Source organism: Micromonospora craterilacus, assembly GCF_003236315.1.
GTDB classification, from domain to species: Bacteria; Actinomycetota; Actinomycetes; order Mycobacteriales; family Micromonosporaceae; genus Micromonospora; species Micromonospora craterilacus.
Window position 1 is genome coordinate 1 of sequence record NZ_POTY01000130.1, and the last position, 19734, is coordinate 19734.

At 71.9% G+C, this 19734-nt stretch carries 17 protein-coding genes and 1 pseudogene; 11 read left to right on the forward strand and 7 right to left on the reverse strand.

The window, feature by feature from the left end; all coding sequences use genetic code 11:
- The first annotated feature begins 160 nt into the window (after positions 1-160).
- From C1I95_RS19940 to C1I95_RS19960, 5 genes are all read left to right on the forward strand, one after another.
- Positions 161-1294 carry a glycosyltransferase family 4 protein gene (locus tag C1I95_RS19940; RefSeq protein ID WP_111215340.1) on the forward strand — a complete coding sequence of 378 codons (1134 nt, stop codon included), beginning with the start codon at positions 161-163 and terminating at the stop codon, positions 1292-1294.
- A gap of 272 nt (positions 1295-1566) precedes the next feature.
- A complete protein-coding gene (locus C1I95_RS19945; RefSeq protein ID WP_146605768.1) occupies positions 1567-2601 on the forward strand; it encodes a hypothetical protein in 1035 nt (344 codons plus the stop codon).
- Positions 2591-3577, forward strand: a complete 987-nt coding sequence (locus C1I95_RS19950; RefSeq protein ID WP_146605769.1) for a radical SAM protein — start codon at positions 2591-2593, stop codon at positions 3575-3577. Before C1I95_RS19945 ends, C1I95_RS19950 begins: the two co-directional genes overlap by 11 nt.
- The gene (locus C1I95_RS19955; RefSeq protein WP_111215343.1) at positions 3537-4283 is read left to right on the forward strand and encodes a cytidylate kinase family protein; all 747 of its coding nucleotides are present in this window, start codon (positions 3537-3539) and stop codon (positions 4281-4283) included. Before C1I95_RS19950 ends, C1I95_RS19955 begins: the two co-directional genes overlap by 41 nt.
- 70 nt (positions 4284-4353) lie before the next feature.
- Entirely contained in the window at positions 4354-4833 is a 480-nt protein-coding gene (locus C1I95_RS19960) for an NUDIX domain-containing protein (protein WP_158566430.1), read from the forward strand.
- A 16-nt stretch (positions 4834-4849) separates the two neighbouring features.
- Here C1I95_RS19960 and C1I95_RS19965 read toward each other — a convergent pair.
- The 5 genes and pseudogenes from C1I95_RS19965 to C1I95_RS19985 form a co-directional block, all read right to left on the reverse strand.
- A pseudogene (locus C1I95_RS19965) lies at positions 4850-6514 on the reverse strand (putative bifunctional diguanylate cyclase/phosphodiesterase); the annotation flags it as partial.
- Between the two features lie 79 nt (positions 6515-6593).
- Positions 6594-7403, reverse strand: a complete 810-nt coding sequence (locus C1I95_RS19970) for an SAM-dependent methyltransferase (protein ID WP_111215346.1) — start codon at positions 7401-7403, stop codon at positions 6594-6596.
- 172 nt (positions 7404-7575) lie between these two features.
- Entirely contained in the window at positions 7576-8244 is a 669-nt protein-coding gene (locus C1I95_RS19975) for a response regulator transcription factor (protein WP_007072219.1), read from the reverse strand.
- Positions 8245-8251: 7 nt separating this feature from the next.
- Entirely contained in the window at positions 8252-9949 is a 1698-nt protein-coding gene (locus C1I95_RS19980) for a sensor histidine kinase (protein WP_111215347.1), read from the reverse strand.
- Between the two features lie 14 nt (positions 9950-9963).
- Positions 9964-11763, reverse strand: a complete 1800-nt coding sequence (locus C1I95_RS19985) for an AMP-dependent synthetase/ligase (protein WP_111215353.1) — start codon at positions 11761-11763, stop codon at positions 9964-9966.
- A 139-nt stretch (positions 11764-11902) separates the two neighbouring features.
- Here C1I95_RS19985 and C1I95_RS19990 point away from each other — a divergent pair, with 139 nt between their 5' ends.
- The 6 genes from C1I95_RS19990 (at position 11903) to C1I95_RS20015 (ending at position 17154) form a co-directional block, all read left to right on the forward strand.
- Entirely contained in the window at positions 11903-12358 is a 456-nt protein-coding gene (locus tag C1I95_RS19990) for an SRPBCC family protein (protein WP_111215348.1), read from the forward strand.
- Between the two features lie 40 nt (positions 12359-12398).
- Positions 12399-13097, forward strand: coding sequence for a hypothetical protein (locus C1I95_RS19995; RefSeq protein ID WP_233513767.1), 699 nt, complete (start codon positions 12399-12401; stop codon positions 13095-13097).
- A gap of 69 nt (positions 13098-13166) precedes the next feature.
- Positions 13167-14114, forward strand: coding sequence for an ROK family glucokinase (locus C1I95_RS20000; RefSeq protein WP_111215354.1), 948 nt, complete (start codon positions 13167-13169; stop codon positions 14112-14114).
- Complete coding sequence (locus C1I95_RS20005) at positions 14115-14822, forward strand: endonuclease/exonuclease/phosphatase family protein (RefSeq protein WP_111215349.1); 708 nt, start codon at positions 14115-14117, stop codon at positions 14820-14822. It abuts the gene before it with no gap.
- A gap of 92 nt (positions 14823-14914) precedes the next feature.
- The gene (locus C1I95_RS20010) at positions 14915-16321 is read left to right on the forward strand and encodes a flavin-containing monooxygenase (protein ID WP_111215350.1); all 1407 of its coding nucleotides are present in this window, start codon (positions 14915-14917) and stop codon (positions 16319-16321) included.
- Complete coding sequence (locus C1I95_RS20015) at positions 16318-17154, forward strand: alpha/beta hydrolase (RefSeq protein ID WP_111215351.1); 837 nt, start codon at positions 16318-16320, stop codon at positions 17152-17154. The genes C1I95_RS20010 and C1I95_RS20015 overlap by 4 nt, the downstream gene beginning before the upstream one ends.
- Positions 17155-17178: 24 nt before the next feature.
- Here C1I95_RS20015 and C1I95_RS20020 read toward each other — a convergent pair whose 3' ends face one another.
- A complete protein-coding gene (locus C1I95_RS20020; protein WP_111215355.1) occupies positions 17179-18594 on the reverse strand; it encodes an alpha,alpha-trehalose-phosphate synthase (UDP-forming) in 1416 nt (471 codons plus the stop codon).
- A gap of 164 nt (positions 18595-18758) precedes the next feature.
- Positions 18759-19607, reverse strand: coding sequence for a DUF308 domain-containing protein (locus C1I95_RS20025; protein ID WP_111215352.1), 849 nt, complete (start codon positions 19605-19607; stop codon positions 18759-18761).
- Positions 19608-19734 lie beyond the last annotated feature (127 nt).

A 19734-nucleotide genomic window follows, 5' to 3' on the forward strand; every position in this document is an offset into this window, starting at 1 on the left:
GAGTACCTCTACTCCGCCTCCCACCCGTCCACCGTGGAGCGGATCGCCGCCGCCCGCGCGTACGCCCGAAAGGCCGGCCGATGAGCGAGCACCACGAGCGGATCATCAGGCACAGCGCCGTGGTGCCTCATGTCGGCACGGAGTGGAGCGGAGTGCAGGCATGAGCCGCACGCTGCTGGTCACGAACGACTTCCCGCCCCGGCCGGGCGGCATCCAGTCGTTCGTGCACAACCTCGCGGTACGCCAGCCGGCCGGCTCGGTGGTGGTCTACGCGTCGAGCTGGTCCGGCGCCGGCAAGTTCGACGCCGACCAACCGTTCGAGGTGGTGCGTGAGCGGACCCGGATGCTGCTGCCCACCCCGCTGGTGGCCCGCCGGGTGGCCCGGCTGGCCAAGACGTACGACTGCGACACGGTCTGGTTCGGCGCGGCGGCCCCGCTCGGCCTGCTCGCCGCGGGCCTGCGCCGGCGGGCCGGGGTGCGGCGGGTGGTCGCCCTGACCCACGGGCACGAGGTGGGCTGGGCGGCGTTGCCGGTGGCCCGGGGCGCGCTGCGGCGCATCGGCCGAGGCACGGACGTGGTCACCTACCTGGGCGAGTACACCCGGACCCGGCTGGCGCGGGCGCTGGACGGGTTGACCGAGTTGCGTCGGCTCGCTCCCGGCGTGGACACCGACGTCTACCACCCGGCCGTCGACGGCACGGCGGTACGGCACCGGCTGGGGCTGGCCGACCGGCCGGTGGTGGTCTGCGTGTCCCGTCTGGTGCCCCGCAAGGGCCAGGACATGCTGATCCGGGCGATGCCGCTGATCCGCCGCCGGGTGCCCGACGCCGCGTTGCTGGTGGTCGGTGGCGGGCCGTACCGGGCCACGCTGGTGCGGCTGGCCCGCCAGGTCGGCGTCGAGCGGGACGTGGTCTTCACCGGCTCGCTGGAATGGAGTGAGGTTCCGGCGCATTTCGCAGCGGGCGATGTCTTCGCCATGCCCTGCCGGACCCGCAACGCGGGCCTCGATGTTGAGGGTCTCGGTATGGTCTACCTGGAGGCCTCGGCAACCGGGCTGCCGGTGGTTGCGGGCGACTCCGGCGGTGCGCCTGACGCGGTGCGCGAGGGTGAAACCGGCTACGTGGTTGATGGCCGCGACGTCGCCGAGGTCGCGGATCGGGTGGGGCTGCTTCTGGCGGACCGCGATCTGGCCCGCCAGCTGGGTGCCGCCGGGCGGTCCTGGGTGGAGCAGGAGTGGCGCTGGGGCATTCAAGCCGCCCGGCTGACCAAGATCCTCGCCGGTGCCAGCGCTTGACCGATCCCGCTGGCAGGGCCGTCGGTGAGCTAGGAGTTGAGATTCCGTTCAACGGTCGCAGATTTGTCTTGGTTGCCCGGCAGAATGGGATCCCTGGAACTCGGCGGATTGACGGAAATCCGACAACAGTATCGGGAATCAGTTTGACATCTTCAGGGCGCTCGTTATGCCGGAAATGGGTTTTTGATCGCCAGTAGAACTCTTCTCGTCGGAATGGATTGTGTCGCTTACGCTACGTGAGCGCGTGAGCTGTCATTCGGTCGGGGGAAAGCATGGTCTGGACGATTCCCGAAAGATCTGCGTTTGCTGCGCTTGAAGGCGAAGGATTTTCCCCAATTCATGCCCGGATCCTGACCGCTATGGTGATGCACCGGTACGCCCGCGAGCGACGTAAACTGGTTGACGTCCTTTCCGGCCACATCGGTTTGGAGAGAACCCAATCCGTTTATGCGGCAATCGATGATCTTTTGGCGCGGAGGCTGCTGGCGGTTACTCCTTACGCGGGCAAAAGCCTGTTGACCGCTGCTCCCGATTACCTGGTTCGGCTGCGTGCCGAGAAACTCACCGCGTCGGCGGCCGCCCTGGAACGGCTCGGCCGGATGCCCATCGAACGCTTTGAGTCGCTCGGTCAGATGACCGACGCCAAGGTTCTCGAGAGTTTCCACGAACATGTTTGCAGTGCCCACCGACTCATCCGGTTATCGTTCTTCGAGTCGCTCGCCGAGATCGAGGGACTGGCCGACCTGCGTGACCGGGCCGAGGCTGGTGTCGAGATCCGCGTGCTGCTCGGTGCGCCGAAGGCAATGAAAGACCTGCGTGGCGCGTCGCACGAGAAACGCGCGAAGCGGGCCATCAGATCGTGGCGGGAGGCCACCAGAAACTGGCCGAACACGGAGGTCAGGGTAGCCAGGACGACGCAGGACATCGAGTGTGGGAGCTCCGCGTCCATCGACGGCAGGCTGCTCAGGCTCGACGTCCATGAGCCCTTGGCGGAGCGCTCCCTGATGGGGGAGATGCTGCTGGCGCACGAGGCCGGGGGCAATCTGATCCGGCTGTTCGACCACAGCTTCGACGCCGCTTGGGCGCGTGCGATCCCGACCCGCCGCTGGCCGCTGATCCGGCGAGCGGCGGGGGCCTGGCGGTGGACTGCGACGGCGGGCGTAACCGTGCCCGTCGCCACGGCGCTCCAAGACTCGGCGTGGCGGGACCTGCTGATCGGCGTCGCCGCGACCTCCCTGCTGGCCGCGCTCGACGAGAATCGGACCCGTTTGCAGGTGTGGTGGCGGAGGTTGACGCGTGACTCCTGACGTCTTTCCCGCGGCCGGTTGCCCAGCCTGCGCGTCCAGTGCCGAACTAATGGTTCCGCCGGCCGATTCGTCGCCCTGTCGGGGATCGCTGGCCCGGGCCGGCGTCCTCAGGGCCAACTGGGACTGCTGGGACCGCTGCAACCTGGACTGTCCGTTCTGCTTCCGCAGCCGGGCTGACGTCCTCAACACAGCCGACGCGCACCGCCTGCTCGCGGCGCTCGGGTATGCCGGCGTCACGCACATGACCTTCACCGGCGGGGATCCCAGTCTGCGGCGGGATCTGGATGTGTTGGTCGGGAACGCCCGGGCGCAGGGGATGGCGGTCGAGGTCCTGACCAACGCGCAGCATCAACCGTCCGCCGTTCGGGCCGCGCTGCTGCGCGCCGATCTCGTGGGTCTCTCCCTCGACGGCGGCGACGCGGCGACGCACGACGGCTTCAGGCAGCGCAAGGGCAACTTCACCCGGGTGCTCAAGCTGATGGACTTCCTCGACGAAGCGGGCCAACCGTACGTGGTCCGAACCGTGGTGTCCCGGGCGAACATATCCGGCATTCTGCCGCTGGTCCCTATCCTGACAAGTCGGCGTGCACTGGTGAGGTGGAGCCTCCAGCAGTTCAGCGCGGTGGAATCAGGATACGAGAATCGGGATCGGTACGAGTTGCCGACGGAAGAATTCCTGGACCTCTGCGAAGACGCTCGCCGTCGACTCGGTTCCGCCGGTGAGAAGCTTTCCGTGCTCACCGACGACGGCAAGGTCGGCCTGTATCTGCTCGTGGACCCTGGAGGAAACCTCCTCGCCCGGATAGAGAACCCGCCAGCTGGCCGGTTACCGACGATCGGAAATCTGCTGAATGATCATCTGGTGGATCTCGCGTCCCGTATAGTTCTGGACGCCGCTCGGCATGCCGCTCGATACGAGGATTGGATGCAGCACGATGGCTCGGGTCATTCTCAGCGGGCTCACCGCCGCCGGTAAGACGACACACGCGGCCCTCCTCGCAAAGCACCTCGGCCACGAGAGCATCCACATCACGGATCTTTTGCTCAGCGAGTTGGGAGGCGGATTCGGCTCCTCGGAGGGAGTCTGGTTCCACCGGATGGCGGAGATCGAGTCACTGCGCGACGGCGGTGATGTCGACGACCGGGTCGACCGCATTCTCTCCGACGTCGTCCGGAACCGTGACGGCGTGGTGGTTGACGCCTGGGCGTTGCCCTGGTATTTCACAGAGCCGGCGATAAGGATCTGGATCGGCTCGGATCGACTCTCCCGGTCCTGGAAGTGCGCGGTGTCGAGCCCAGCTGAGGTGGCGCTTGGCCCGACGGGATGCGCCAAGCTCGTCGACGAGAAGGACCGGTTGACACGACAACGGTTCCTGAGGCGCTACGATTTCGACATCTTTTCCGACCGGGATGTCTTCGACTTCGTGCTCGACAATTCCCACCTGATCGATGCGCCGACCAGAGCGAGTGCCGACGTCGGGATCGACAAGTTTCACCGGGTTCTGGTCGCCTGTGTCGAGGCGGGCAGCTCCGGGGACCCGGGGCCGCTTCGTGCGCTGGTGAACAACGCGGACCCCGATCTGCGGTCCAGTGTGGTACGCGTCGGCGGACCGTGCGGCGCACGCTGGCGAGGCCGAGATCAAGACCACTGCCGCCCCGTGGTGCCGTCACGCGCAATCTAGCCACTACACGTCGTCGTGCGGCGGCGTACCGATACGAACAGGGCTTTGCATGGCAGGGGGCAACCGCTCAATGGGCAGTCAGACGCCGCAGACTGGGAGCGTAGGGACGATCGAGGTCATCGTCTCGGCGCTCATCCTTAATCCGCGCGGCGAGATACTGCTGATCCGGCAACCGAAATGGGGCGACACTTGGACCCTGCCCGGCGGACACCTGAAGCCGGGGGAACGGTTGTGTGACGGCGCCCGCCGGGAGGGCGAGGAGGAGACCGGGCTGATCCTCACCGCCCGCGGCCTCGTTGACTGGGGCGAGTTGATCGATGTGGACTATCGATCGCGTGCCTTCCATTTCATCTACTTCGACTACGCGTTCAGCGCCGAGAGCAGCGACGTCCAGCTCGATCCGAGCGAGATCGCCGAGGGTGTCTGGGTTGCTCCGAGTGAGGTGCTCAGCTACCAGCTGACGCCGGGCTACCGCCGGACGTTGGAACGTTACCTGGTTTCCTCCGACGGTCCTCGTGACTGGGCATGCCGTCCGGACCTGACTGGTTGAGGCCGGACTGTGGGGAGGCCAAGTAGGCGAGGACCTGGTCGGCGGGGGCGGGACGACCGAGGTGCCAGCCCTGCCCCGCGTCGCACCCGATGGCCCGCAGCCAGTCCGCCTGCTCGGCGGTCTCCACGCCCTCCGCAGTGACGCTCAGGTCGAGGGCGTGCGCGAGAGACACAAGCGAGGCGAGGATCCGCTCGCCGGTACGGCTGCCCGGGTCGTCGTCCGGGGCGCGCAGTCCGCGGACGAACTCGCCGGCCACCTTCAGGTCGGTGACCGGCAGGTCCCGCAGGTACGCCAGGTTGCTGTAGCCGGTGCCGAAATCGTCGATGGCGATGCGCACGCCCAGGTCGGCCAGGGCGCGCAGGGCGCGTACCGGCTCCTCGGCGGTGGTCATCATGGTGCTCTCGGTGATCTCCAGCTGGAGCCGGTTCGGGGGTAGGCCGGTGCGCCGCAGCAGGGCGCGTACCTCCTGCACCAGGCCGGGCCGGCGGACCTGGCGTACCGCCAGGTTGACGCTGACGTACGGCGGCTCACCCGCGGCGGCCGTCCAGCCGACCGCCTCCCGGCACGCCTCGGCGAGCACCCAGCCGCCGAGCGGCACGATCAGCCCGGTCTCCTCGGCCAGCCCGATGAAGCTGTCCGGACGCAGCACACCCAGCTGCGGGTGCCGCCAGCGCACCAGCGCCTCGACCCCGAGCAGCGAGCCGTCGTGCAGCGACGTCAACGGCTGGTAGTCGAGGTAGAACTCGCCGCGCTCCAGACCAACGGGGATCGCCGCGCTGAGCGCCTGGCGGGCCCGTTCCTGCCCGTCGCGCTCGGCGTCGTACAACGCCCACCGCGCGCCCCCGGCGGTCTTGGCCCACTGCAGCGTGCTGCCCGCGGCCCGCAGCAGGTCGTCCGGGGAGGTGTCGGCGACCCGCCGCTCGACGATGCCGACGCTCGCGGTGACCGTCACGTCGTGCCCGTCGACCACCACCGGCTCGGACAGGGTGGCCAGCGCCGCCTCGGCGACGGCCAGCACGTCCCCGGTGCCGGTGGACCGCTCGACGAGGACGACGAACGCGTCGCCGCCCAACCGGGCCACCAGGTGGGGCTCGACCGCCCGGCGCAGCCGTCGTGCCGCCGCGACCAGCGCCCGGTCGCCGATCTGGTGGCCGTACGAGTCGTTGACCCGCTTGAACCGGTCCAGGTCGAGGAAGCACAGGCCGACGCGGCGGCTGCTGCCGGTGGACGCGTCGACGGCCGCCGCGAGCCGCTCGGCGAACAGCGTGCGGTTGGGCAGGTCGGTCAGTGGGTCGTGGGTGGCCTGGTGCCGGAAGCGGGCCTCGCTGGCTCGCAGCGCCTGCTCCGCCTCGGCCCGGGCGGTCAGCGCGGCGCGGCGGATCGACTCCTGCTCGTCCAACGTGCGGTCGCGCAGCGCCCGGGCGTACCCGGTGGCGACCGTGGCCAGCAGCCGGGCCATCCGGTCCTCGATGTCGTCGGCGACCAGGTCGAGGTCACGGATCAGCCGGAGCTGGATCACCTCCACGGTACGGCCGAGCGCCTCGGCGGAGGCGATGTGCGCGGCGACCAGCTCGTCGGCGACCCGGTGCCCGACGCGCAGGTCGAGCGGCTCCGCCCGGAGCGCCTCGGCGAGCAGGTCGGTGAGCCGCTGCAACAGCGTCTCCAGTTGGGCATGGGTCATCGGCAGGTAGCTGGTGCCCGAGAGCGCCTTGGCCCAGGCGCGGGCGAACGCCCCGACGCAGGACGGGGCGTTCGCGGGCTCACCCACCGAGCCGCCCGACCCCGCCCTGGAAGACCGCCCGTTCGGCGTCCTCAGCGCTCTCCGGGGTCTCCGGACGCCACTGCGGGACCCACAGCACCCCGGGTTCGACCAGCTCGAAGCCGTCGAAGAAGGCGGTCAGCTCGGCCCGGCTGCGCACCCACAGGGGGTTGTCGGTGCGCTTGTACACCTCTTCGGCCTCGGCCCGCTGGGCCTCGTCGCGACCGTCGTCGCTGGCCTGCGAGAGGACCAGGTAGCTGCCCGGGGCCAGCGCCGCGCGCAGGGTGCGCAGCACCTCGGCCGGGCGGTCGTCGTCGGCGACGAAGTGCAGCACCGCCACCACCAGGACGGCGACCGGCTGGGAGAAGTCGAGCAACGCGCGGACGTCCGGGTGGGCGAGGATCCGCTCGGGGTGACGCAGGTCCTCCTGGACCACCGTCGCGCCGTCGTTGCCGGCCAGGATCTCCCGGCTGTGCGCCACGGCGACCGGGTCGACGTCGACGTAGACCACCCGGGAGTCGGGAGCGTGCCGCTGGGCGATCTCGTGGACGTTGCCGACGGTGGGGATGCCCGAACCGATGTCCAGGAACTGCCGGACGCCGGCCGCGGTGAGGAACTGCACGGCCCGGCGCAGGAACGCGCGGTTGGCCTGGGCCATCAACGGGGCCTCCGGCACCGCCGCCACCATCGCCCGGGCCGCCGCCCGGTCGGCCGCGAAGTTGTGCGAGCCGCCGAGGTAGTAGTCGTACATTCGAGCGACGCTGGGGCGTTCCACGTCGATCGTCTCGGGTGCCCAGTCCGGCCGCTGCAATGCCCTCACCCCTTCGCACGCTATCCGGGGCGTTACCGCCCCGGCGGGTATTCTGCCCCGCATTCGTCCGGTAGACCAGAGCGCGGCGACGCGGACGGTAATCGATGCGAAAGGGATCCGGGCCCGCCGGGTGGCGGACACGGATCCCCGTCGGTGGTACGCCTGGCTGGGCTCAGAACTTCGGTGCGTCCGGAGCCTCGAGCAGACCGAGTCGCAGCGCGGTCATCAGCGCCTGGGCCCGGTTGGCCGCGCCGAGCTTCTCGTAGAGCTTGGAGATGTGCGTCTTCGCGGTCGACTCGCTGACGAACAGCTGCTTGGCGATGCCGGCGACGCTCATCCCGTCGGCGAGCAGGCGCAGCACCTGACCCTCGCGGGGCGACAGCTGCGGTCCGGACGGGGCGAGCCGGCGCTTCATCGCCTCGGCCAGGTCGGCGGCGGTGAAGGCGCTGGGGGAGGAGGCGGCGTGCCGGGCGGCGGCGACGACCTCGTCGGCCGGCGCGGTCTTCGGCACGAACGCGCTCGCACCGGCCTCCAGCGCGCCGAAGAGCTGGTCGTCGCCCGCGTACATGGTGAGCACCACGATGCCCATCGACGCGCTGGACTTGCGCAGGGCGCGGGTGGCCTCCAGGCCGCTGCCGTCGGGCAGCCGCAGATCCATGATCACCACGTCCGGTTGCAGCGCACCGGCCTGCCGTACGCCCTCCGCTGCGGTGGCCGCCTCGCCGACGACCTCGAACTGCCGGTCCCGCTCGAAGGCGTGCCGCAGGCCCTTGCGGATCAAGTCGTGGTCGTCGACAAGGAGGACCTTGGTACGGGTGGCCGGTGTCGGACTTGTGGTCATCCTCGGGTTACTCCCCTTCTGCTGCTGCTGCGGCGCTACCGCGAACGTTATCGCGCCGGGGTGACGAGCCGATCACCACCGCCACGGTTGTCCCGCTCGGTTGCCGCGGCCTGATCTCCAACCGGCCTCGGATACGTTCCGCTCTCTCGGCCATGATCGCAAGACCATAGTGCCCATCCGAGTGCTGGTCACCTATGCCGTGACCGTCATCCGACACTTCGATCTGGGCGTACGGCGGGTCCACCTCACAGGTGACCCATAGATTGGACGCCCGGGCGTGCTTGCGCGCGTTGGTCACCGCCTCCTGTGCGATGCGCAACAGCTCGGCCTCGGTGGCGGCGGGCAGCCGGGCGGTGGACTCGTCCAGCGACAGGTGCACCCGCAGCCCGCCCGAGGCGCCGACCGTGCGGGCGTACTCGGCGATCGCGGCGGCCAGGCCACCGTGCCGGTCCACCTCACTGCGCAGCTCGAACAGGCTCAGTCGCAGCTCGGTGATCACCCGGGTGACCTCCTGCCGCAGCAGGCGCAGCGAGTCGGCGGTCTCCTCCGCGTCGTCGTGCACGGTGGCCAGGGCGTTGTCGATGCCGTAGCCGACCATCACCAGTTCCTGGGCCACCCCGTCGTGGATCTCCCGGGCCAGCCGCTGCCGTTCCTCGTTGGTGGCCAGCGACCGCACCTCGTCGAAGAGCAGGGCCGCCTCCAGGCGCAGCGCCGCCGGGCTGGTCAGCTCGGTCACCTGCGCCACCACCGGCGGCGGGTACGCCTGCGCGGCGTCGGCCTCCAGCACCACCAGGGCGACCGTGCGAACCCCGGCGACCAGCGGCACGATCAGCGCCGAGACATCCCCGCCGGAGTGTGAGCGGGACTGCGAGCGGGCCGCGGTGTGCGGCTGCTGGCTGGCCCAGGCGTCGGCGATGGCCGAATCCGCGTCGAGCGTGGTCTCCCAGTCGACCCGGTCCGCACCGAGTTGGGCGAGCACCACCAGCCGCCCGCCGCCGCTGGCGGACAGCACCGCCCCGCGGTCGGTGCGGGCCACCGGGCGCAACTCCTCCAGCAGGTGCTCGGCGATGCCGCCCGGGTCGAGGGTCGCCCCGGGCAGCTGCCGGGCCACCGTACGCAGCTGGGTCAGCAGCCGGGTCGCCTCCGCGTACGGCTGCGGCTTGCCGTCGTGGCGGACCTGCATCACCCGGTGCAGGGTGCTCGCCGCGTACAGGCCCAGCGCGGCCAGGATCAGCCACTGCGCGCACACCGCGAGGTAACCCGGCTGGCTCAGCTGGCGCACCCCGCCGACCTCGGTGAAGGCGCCGGCGACCAACAGCGTGCCCGCGACGACGGCGATCAGCGCGGCGCCCTCCCGGAAGCGGCGCCGCAGCGCCGTCACCGTCACCGGCACCGCGAGGTACGGCAGCACCGCCGAGGCACCCAGCCCGCCGATGTGACCACCGACGGTGGCCACCGCGGCGACCTGGCTCGCGGCCAACCCGAGGACCACCACCTCGGCGAACCGGCTGAGCGGGCCGATCACCGGGTGCTGGGGGGCCAGACACGCGGGCATCCCGGCGATCGCCAGCAGCAGGACCCACCACAGCTGGGCCACGTCGCGGGTGGCGAACAGGGTCAGGATGGCGACCAGCGCCAGCACGACCAGGCGCGCCGCCATGGCGAGCGGGTGGGGTCGGGCCAGGGTGGATGTCGAGGCGGGCACGTGACGGATGGTAGTCAGCCGCGGTAGATGTCGGCGATCTCCGCCGCGTACGTCTTGTGTACGACCTGTCGCTTGACCTTCAGCGACGGGGTCAGCTCGCCGGTGGCCTCGGTGAAATCGCGCGGCAGGATCCGGAACACCTTGATCGCCTCGGCGCGGGAGACCGACTGGTTGGCCTTGTCCACGGCGGTCTGGATCTCCGCCCGCAGCCCCTCGTGCCCCCGCAGCGTCTCGATGTCGGTGTCGGCCGGCAGACCGGCCGACTCCAGCCAGGCCGGCAGGGCCTCCTCGTCAAGGGTGACCAGCGCGGCGATGAACGGCTGCCGGTCGCCCACCACGACGCACTGGCTGACCAGGCGGTGCGCCCGGACCTGGTCCTCCAGCACGGCCGGGGCGACGTTCTTGCCGGCGGCCGTCACGATGATTTCCTTCTTCCGGCCGGTGATGGTCAGGTAGCCGTCGCCGTCGAGCGAGCCGAGGTCACCGGTGTGGAACCAGCCGTCGGCGGTGATCGCCTCCGCGGTGGCCGCCTCGTTGCGCCAGTACCCCTGGAAGATCAGGTCACCGGAGATGAGGACCTCGCCGTCGTCGGCGATCCGGATGGTCACGCCGGGCAGCGGGCGGCCGACCGTGCCGATCCGGGTGAACGAGGGCAGGTTCGCCGACGCCGCGGGGGAGGTCTCGGTCAGGCCGTACCCCTCGCAGACGGTCACCCCGACGCCCCGGAAGAAGTGGCCGAGTCGGGCGCCGAGCGGCGCGCCGCCGGAGATGGCGTCGCGGCAGCGGCCGCCGAGCGCGGCCCGCAGCTTGCCGTAGACCAGCTTGTCGAAGAGCGCGTGCTGGGCGCGCAGGGCCAGGCCCGGCCCGGCGGAGGTCTCCAACGCCTCGCTGTACGCGATGGCGACCGCCTCGGCCCGGGCGAAGATCTTGCCCTTGCCGGCGGCCTCGGCCTTCTGCTTGGCGCCGTTGTAGACCTTCTCGAAGACCCGGGGCACCGAGAGCACGAAGGTCGGCTTGACCTCCTGCAACTCGGCGACCAGGTTTTTCGTGTCCGAGCAGTGCGCCATGGTGGCCCGCGCCTGCACTACACCGATCTGGATGAGCCGGGCGAAGGCGTGCGCCAGGGGCAGGAACAGCAGGGTCGACGCGTTCGGCCCGAACAGGTTCGGCAGCACCGGCACCGCGTTGGCGATGTCGGCGTACATGTTGCGGTGGGTGAGCACGCAGCCCTTGGGGCGGCCGGTGGTACCGCTGGTGTAGATGACGGTCGCGATGTCCGAGGAGCGTAGACCGGCGCGCCGCCGGTCGACCTCGGCCGGCTCCACCGCCGCGCCCGCGGCCACCAGCTCGTCGACCCCGCCCTGGTCGATCTGCCAGAGGTGGGCCAGGTCGGGCAGCTGGTCGCGGACGCCGGCCACCAGCGCGGCGTGCGCGTCGCTCTCCAGCACGCAGGCCACCGCGCCGGAGTCGGCCAGGATCCAGGCCGCCTGCTCGGCGCTGGAGGTCTCGTAAATCGGCACGGTGACCGCGCCGGCCGCCCAGATGGCGTAGTCGACCAGGGTCCACTCGTAGCGGGTACGGCTCATCAACGCGACCCGGTCACCCGGCCGCACGCCGGCGGCGACCAGGCCACGGGCGACCGCCACCACCTCGTCGCGGAACTGTCGGCAGGTCACGTCCGCCCAGCCGCCCGTCGCCTCGCGCCGGACGAACTGCACCGCGTCGGGGGCGACCTCGGCGTTCTCCCAGACCGGGTCGGTGAGGTTGGCCGAATCGCCGACGGTGACGATCGGTGGGACGGAGAACTCGCGCACCTGCACTCCCTCGTGCTCACACTGGCCGGGCCGCCACTCGGGTCGGCTCTGTCGAAACCTACCCGCCGACCCGCTCGCGGGCACGCCGCAGGTGGGCGGCGCGGCGCGATGGCGCCGGTCGGGCGGGTAGCCTCCCCCCATGGCGGACACCTCCACCCAGTCGATCACCATCGAGGCGTCACCGGAGCGGGTGGCGGCGGTCATCTGTGACTTCGCGAGCTATCCGGAGTGGGCCGACGCGGTGCGGCAGGCCGAGGTCGTCGAGGAGTACGAGGACGGCTACGCCAGCCAGGTCCGCTTCGTCCTCGACGCCGGGGTGATGGCCGACGAGTACGTGCTCGCGTACGCCTACGCCGAGGATCTGTCCCGCATCGAGTGGCACCTGGTGGCGCCCTCGAAGATGCAGAAGGCCCAGCGTGGCGCGTACGACCTGGTCGGCAACCCCGACGGGGGCACCACCGTGACCTACACCCTGGAGGTGGAGCTCGCGGTCGGGATGCTCGGCATGTTCCGCCGCAAGGCCGAAAAAATGATCATGGATGCCGCGTTGAAGCAGCTCAAGCGCCGGGTAGAAGCACCTGGTGCGGCGCAGTGACGCGTCCGGCGACCCGGTCGCCACGGTAGAGGAGCCCAGCATGGGTGCAACGGATCCGGGTTCGGCCCGGGAAGAGGCGGAGCGGCTGGTCGCCACTCTGCTGGCCACCGCACGGATGGCCGCCGCCGGCCCCGGTCCGGGGTCCTGGGGCCCGCTCGGTGGGATCGTGACCAGTGTCCTCGGTCACAACGGCGCCCCGGAGGGCCCTACCGGGACCCCTGGCGGTGCCACCGAACTCGGGGCCGGTTTCGCCACCGGTGCGGCCGAATGCTGCGTCTGCCCGGTGTGCCGGGGAATCGCCGCGTTGCGCGATCCAAGTCCGGAATTCGCCGAGCGGTTGGCCACCGGCGCCGGCGATCTGGCCGCCGGGTTGGCCAGTTTCCTGCGCGCCTTCACTCCGGCCGAACCCGTCGCCGACCCGCCCGGCGGCACCGGCGACGGACCGGACAGCGATCACGTGTGGCGCGAGGCGACCCGTACCGGGCATGATTCTCAGCCGGCACCGGAGCGGGACGTCTGGTCCGCCGCGACCCGCGCGGAGGACGTCGCCGTCCCGGCCGCCGCGCCCGTCGACGCCGCCGGGCCGGTCGCGCCAGCCGGACGCCGGCCGCCGACCGACCGTCGGGTGGTGCCCGCCTCGCGGGTACCCGATGGCGAACCGGCACCGGGCGACGAGCCGGCGCCGAGCGCGGAGGCCGTGCCCGGCGGGCAGCAGAGCGCACCAGGCGACGGGGCCTGACCAGGACGACCCGCACCACCGGCGAGGGCAGGTGCGCGCGGGGTGGCACAGCAGAGGGGAGTGGCCGCGGTGACGCTGACCATCGGAGTCGACGTCGGTGGCACGAAGGTGGCCGGCGGTGTCGTCGACGACACCGGCACGGTTCTCGTGCAGACCCGACGGGACACCCCCGCCGATGACGTCGGCAAGACCCGCGACGTCATCATCGAGGTGGTCAGCGAACTGGCCACCGGGCGTCAGATCCAGGCGGTCGGCGTCGGCGCGGCGGGCTGGATCGACGCCAACCGCTCGACCGTGCTCTTCGCCCCCAACCTCGCCTGGCGCGACGAGCCGCTGCAGGCGTATGTCAGCGCGGCGGTCGAGCTGCCGGTGATCGTGGAGAACGACGGCAACGCGGCCGCCTGGGCGGAGTTCCGCTACGGCGCGGCCCGGAACGCCGACGACTCGATGGTCATGTTCACCATCGGCACCGGCGTCGGCGGCGGCATCGTGCTCGGTGGCGAACTGGTGCGTGGAAACAACGGCATCGCCGCCGAACTGGGCCACATGCTCACCGTCCCCGACGGCCACCAGTGCGGCTGCGGGCGGCTCGGCTGCATCGAGCAGTACGCCAGCGGCAGCGCCCTGGTCCGCTTCGCCCGCGCCGCCGCCCGGCAGGAACCGCACCGGGCCACCGCATTGCTGGAGCTGGCCGACGGCGACGCCGAGGCGATCACCGGACCGATGGTGACGGCCGCCGCCAAGGGCGGTGACCCGGTCTCCGCCGAGGCGTTCGCCCAGGTCGGGCGCTGGCTCGGCACGAGCCTGGCGGACATGGCGCAGATCCTCGACCCGCAGGTGCTGGTCGTCGGCGGTGGCGTCATCGACGCCGGTGACCTGCTCATGGGCCCGACCCGCCGGTCGTTCACCGAGGCCCTCGCCCAGCGCAGCCGGCTGCCGGTGGCCGAGATCCGCCCGGCCGAGCTGGGCAACTCCGCCGGGGTCATCGGCGCGGCCGACCTGGCCCGGCGGATCTAGATGCCGCGAAGCGGCGGTGTGCCGCTGCGCGTCGTGTCGTACAACATCCACGGCCAGCGCGACGACACCGCCGCGCTGGCCGCGGTGGTTCGCGAGGCGGCGCCGGACGTGGTGATCGTCCAGGAGGGGCCGCGCCGGCTGCGCTGGCGGGCGAAGTCGGCCGCGCTGGCCGCCTCGTTCGGCCTGGTGGTCGCCGCCGGTGGGCTGCCGTCGCTGGGCAACCTGCTGCTGACCAGCCTGCGGGTGCGGGTGACCGGTACCCGGTGCCGGCGCTTCCCGCTGACCCCCGGCCGGCACCTGCGCGGCGCCGCGTACGCCGACTGCGTGGTGGCCGGCTCCGCCCGGTTCACGGTGGCCGGCTCGCACCTGTCCACCGACCCGGCCGAGCGGCCGGGGCAGGCGGAGCTGTTCGGCCGGGACCTGGCCGCCGCGCCCCACCCGGTGATCGCCGGGGCCGACCTCAACGAGGAGCCGGGCGGGCCGGCGTGGACCGCCGTGGCGCGAGGGTTGACCGACGCGGCGGTGGCGGCGGACCGGGGCGAACGGTTCACCTACTCCTGTGCGGATCCCCGGCGGCGCCTCGACGCGCTGTTCGTCGATCCCCGGATCACCGTGGTCGACTACGACGTGGTGGACACGCCGCTGACCCGCCGGGCCAGTGACCATTTTCCGGTGCTGGTCGACCTGCTCCTGCCCACTGCCGGCTGACCGCCCGCCGCCGGGCGGCTGGACAACCTGCTCCGTTGTGGAGAGGATTTCGCGCGACCCGGCACTCGTGCCGAGACGAAGGAGACTTCCCGGTGCCCACCCCCACCGAGCACGGCCGGCCCGATCCGGAGACGACCACGCTCGCCCGCAGCCGCGACGGCCGCCCGGTCTCCGACCGGGGTGACACCGTCTGTGTCATCGGCGCCGGAGCCAGCGGCCTGACCGCGGTGAAGAACCTCGCCGAGCACGGCTTCGGCGTCGACTGCTATGAGCGCGAGACCGGCATCGGCGGCGCCTGGAACTGGCGGCACGACCGCAGCCCGGTGTACGCCAGCACCCACCTGATCTCGTCGCGGCCGTTCACCCAGTTCCCCGACTTCCCGATGCCCGACGACTGGCCGGACTACCCGCACCACAGCCAGCTGCTGTCCTACTTCGAGCGCTACGCCGACCACTTCGACCTGCGGCGGCACATCTGGTTCGGCACCGAGGTGGTGCGCGTCGAGCCGGTCGAGGACGACCGCTGGGACGTGACCACCCGCAGCACCGGCGGCTACGGCCCCGAACGCACCTCGCGGTACGCCGCCGTGGTCATCGCCAACGGGCACAACTGGTCGCCGAAGCTGCCCAGGTACGAGGGGCTGGAGCAGTTCCGGGGCGAGGTCATGCACGCCTCGTCGTACAAGGATCCGGCCCAGCTGCGCGGCAAGCGGGTGCTGGTGGTGGGGGCCGGCAACACCGGCTGCGACATCGCGGTGGAGGCCGCGCAGCAGGCGTCGCATTGCTGGCACTCCACCCGCCGGGGCTACTGGTACGCCCCGAAGTACGTCTTCGGTCGGCCCGCCGACCAGGTCAACGACACCCTGCTGGCGCTACGGGTGCCGTTGCGGGTGCGGCAGTGGCTCTACCACCGGACGCTGCGGCTGACCGTCGGCGACCTGACCCGCTTCGGTCTGCCGAAGCCGGACCACCGGGTGTACGAGACGCACCCGATCGCCAACAGCCAGCTCGTCTACCACGTCGGGCACGGCGCGATCACCCCGGTGCCGGACGTCGGGCGCTTCCACGCGCACTCGGTGGAGCTGGCCGACGGCCGGCAGATCGACCCGGAGATGGTCGTCTTCGCCACCGGCTACCTGCCGCGCTTCGAGTTCCTGGACGCGAAGATCCTCGGCGACGACGAGGGTGTGGGCCGACCCCGGTTGTGGCTCAACGCCTTCGTGCCGGACCATCCCACCCTCGCGGTGGCCGGCCTGGTCCAGCCGGACTCGGGCGTGTTCACCCTGTCGCACTGGCAGGCCGTGCTGTTCGCCCGGCTGCTGCGGCTGCGCACCACCCGGCCGGAGCGGGCGGCGGCCTTCGCCAACCGGGTCCGGGCCGGCGCGGGCGAGCGCTACTCGGGGCAGGTGAAGGACTCGACCCGGCACTGGTTCGAGGTCGGCCATGCCGACTACCTGCGTGCCCTGGAGCGCGCGCTGCGGGACCTGGAGGGCAAATGAGCGAGCGGACCATCGAGCGGGTGCGGATCATGCGGAGCTGGGAGTGGGCCCGGCCGGTCCGTCCGGTCCGGCGCGAGGTGCTCAGCGCCACACCCGAGCTGGAGGAGGGCCAGCCGCTGCTGCTGTTCGTACCCGGCTTCGGGCATGGCGCCTGGGCGTACGCCGAGCACTGGCTCGGGCACGCCGCCGAGCGCGGCTTCCCGGCGTACGCGGTGAGTCCGCGTGGGCACGGCGGCAGCGGCCCGGCGCCGGAGGCGAACCTGCGGGCGTACGCCCACGACGTGGTCCAGGTGGCGGCGGGGCTGCCACGCCAGGCGGTGCTGGTGGGGCACGGCGCCGGGGCCCTGGTGGTCGCGCACGCCCTGGCCCGCTACCCGGCCCGGGCGGCGGTGCTGGTGGCGCCGGTGCTCGGCGGCTGGGCGACGTTCGGCGCCGCGCTGCGTCGCAATCCGCTCGGCACCCTGCCGGCGGTGTTCGGCGGCCGACTGCGGCTCAGCCGCCGGCAGCTGTTCAGCCGCGAGTTGCCCGACGCCGACGCCCGACGCCACGCCGCCCGGCTGGGCCGGGCCGCCCGGCGCGCCCAGTGGCAGTTGCTGACCGGCGCCGACCCGGAGCCGGCGGTGGGCCGCCCGCCGGTGCTGGTGCTGGGCAGCCCGGACGACCGGGTGGTGCCGTCGTCGGCGCTGACCCGCGCGGCCCGGCGGTACGGCTCGGCGCCGCTGCTCTTCCCCGGCATGGGGCACGACCTGATGCTCGACGCCCGGTGGCGGGAGCCGATCGACGCGATCCTGGACTGGCTGGTCAAGCACCCGGCCCGCGACGACCGGGGCTGATCGGCCCGGTCCCGGCGGCCCGCCTCAGCCGTTGCTGAGGCGGGTGAGCAGCGAGCCGCTCTGGTCCAGGGTGGACAGATAGGAGCGGGCCCAGGCGCGGATGTCGTGCTCCCGCAGGTGCTCGCGCATGGCCCGCATTCGCGCGCGCACGTCGGCCGGGTCGGCGCGCAGCGCCGCGAGCAGGCCCTGCTTGAGCCCCTCCAGGTCGTGCGGGTTGACCAGGTACGCCTGCGGCAGCTCGGCCGCGGCCCCGGCGAACTCGCTGAGCAGCAGCGCGCCGGCATCGTCCACCCGGGCCGCGACGTACTCCTTGGCGACCAGGTTCATCCCGTCCCGTAGCGGGGTCACCGCCATCACGTCGGCCACCCGGTAGAGGGCGGCCAACTCGGCCCGGTCGAACGGCTGGGTGAGGTAGTGGATCGCCGGCTCGCCCACCCGGCCGAACTCCCCGTTGATCCGCCCGACCTCCCGTTCGACCCGGTCGCGGAGGATCTGGTACTGGCCGACCCGTTCCCGGCTGGGCACCGCCACCTGCACCAGCACCGTGTCCCGGACCTTGACGTGCCCGTGGGCGAGCAGTTCGCTGTACGCCTTGAGCCGCTGCTCGATGCCCTTGGTGTAGTCCATCCGGTCGACGCTGAGGATCGCGTGATCCGGGCTGCCGAGATCGTGGCGCAGCCGGCGGGCCCGGTCGGCCACCTCCGGTCGGCCGGCCAGCGCGGACATCTCCGTGGTGTCGATGGAGACCGGGAACGCGCCGATCCGCACCATCCGGTCGTCGACCGCGATCCGCCGGTCGGTGGCCGGCAACTCCAGGACCTTCGTCACCAGCTGGGAGAAGTTGTGCGCGGCCTGGGCCCGCTGGAAGCCGATCAGGTCCGCGCCGAGCATCCCGCGCAGCAGTTCGGCCCGGCGGGGCAGCTGCATGAACAGCTCCGGCGGCGGGAACGGCACGTGCAGGAAGAAGCCGATCCGCAGGTCGGGCCGCAGGGCGCGGAGCAGCCCCGGTACCAGTTGCAGGTGGTAGTCCTGCACCCAGACCACCGCGCCGGCCTCGGCGACCTCCGCGGTGGCCTCGGCGAACCGCTGGTTGACCCGCTGGTACGCGTCCCACCAGCGGCGGTGGTGCTCCGGCTGCTCGACGGCGTCGTGATAGATCGGCCAGAGGGTCGCGTTGGCGAAGCCCTCGTAGTGGTCGCGCAGGTCGTCGCCGGTCAGCGCCACGGTGTGCATCCGTACGCCGTCGACGTCGGGCAGGGCGGGTGCCGGACCCGTCCCGCCGGCCCAACCGACCCAGGTCGCTGGGGTGTGCCGGAGCAGGGGGTGCAGCGCGCTCACCAGCCCGCCGGGGCTGCGGCGCCACTCGCAGGCGCCGTCGAGCGCCTGACTGTCATCGATGGGTAGGCGGTTGGCCACCACCACGAGGGAACTCTGTCGCATCTCGGGCATTCCGATCAGCAGGGGAGCGACCGCCACGAGGAGGAACAACCGGGCAGTCGGCGGGTGAAGTGACGTACTGCGGTATTCCTACTGACAGTAAGTTACACCACTGTTACGCCCGCTGGCTCGGGCGGGTCCCCGTCCCGTCATCCGGACGCCCGCCCTCAGACCACCGCGCCGTCGTCGGGGTCGCGGTCCTCGGCGTCACCGGGGCGCAGCCGCCACACCAGGGTGACGAAGCCGGCGAGGATGCCGGTGAAGCCGAGCAGCGTCACCAACCCCCGGTCCGCGGGGAGCAGGTCGGGGAAGAGGAACAGCAGGAAACCGAACACCACGGCGAGTACGCCGGCCACCGCGTACTTCGACACCCGGGGCAGCGGCGGGGGCGGCGGCGGGACGTAGCGCTCGTCCTCGTCGGGGTCGTCGGGCAGGGTGGTGCCGAAGGTGTCCAGGCCGTCCAGCAGTGACGGTCCGTCGCCGTCCCGGGGGCCACCCCCGACGGAGACGCCGGAGATGTCGGCCGCGTACGGCAGCCGGCGTACGTCGGTCGCGGTCGGCCCGGCCGGCTCGTCGGTGCCCGGCCGCAGCGCCGTGGCCGTGCCGCCCCGCTCGGGCTGGTCGTCCACGTCCTCGGCGGCCGGCCACGGGTGCTCGCCGGCACCGGGTGAGCGGTGGAAGCCGGCGACGATGCGCGCCCACTCGGCGTCGATGTCCGGCTCCTCGTCGGCCCGCCCGGCACCCGTCTCGTCGGAGAGCTGGCTGAGGTAATCCCGCGCGGTGCTCAGGTGCGAGCGGTCCACGTAGAGCCGGTCCACCGGCCGGGGCGGCACGGTGGTGGTGCGGGTGACCGGGTTCAGATCCGCCGACGGTTGCAGGTAGGCGGCGATCCCGCCGGCGGCCAGCACGTCGAGCAGGTGTTCGCCGACACGAGGGTCGACGTCGCCGGCGACCGCGTACTCGCTCGCGTCGAGCCCGTTGTCCCGACGTCCTCGACGAGCCCCACCCGCTGACACCGGACCATCCTCCTCATCGCGCCGCCGGCGCGCCCCGCGTCCAGCCCCCTCAGCGTGCCCCCGCACGCCGTGCCTTGAATCGTGACACGTCCGGGGTGGGTTCGGGGAGTGCCTTGTGGTGCGGGCT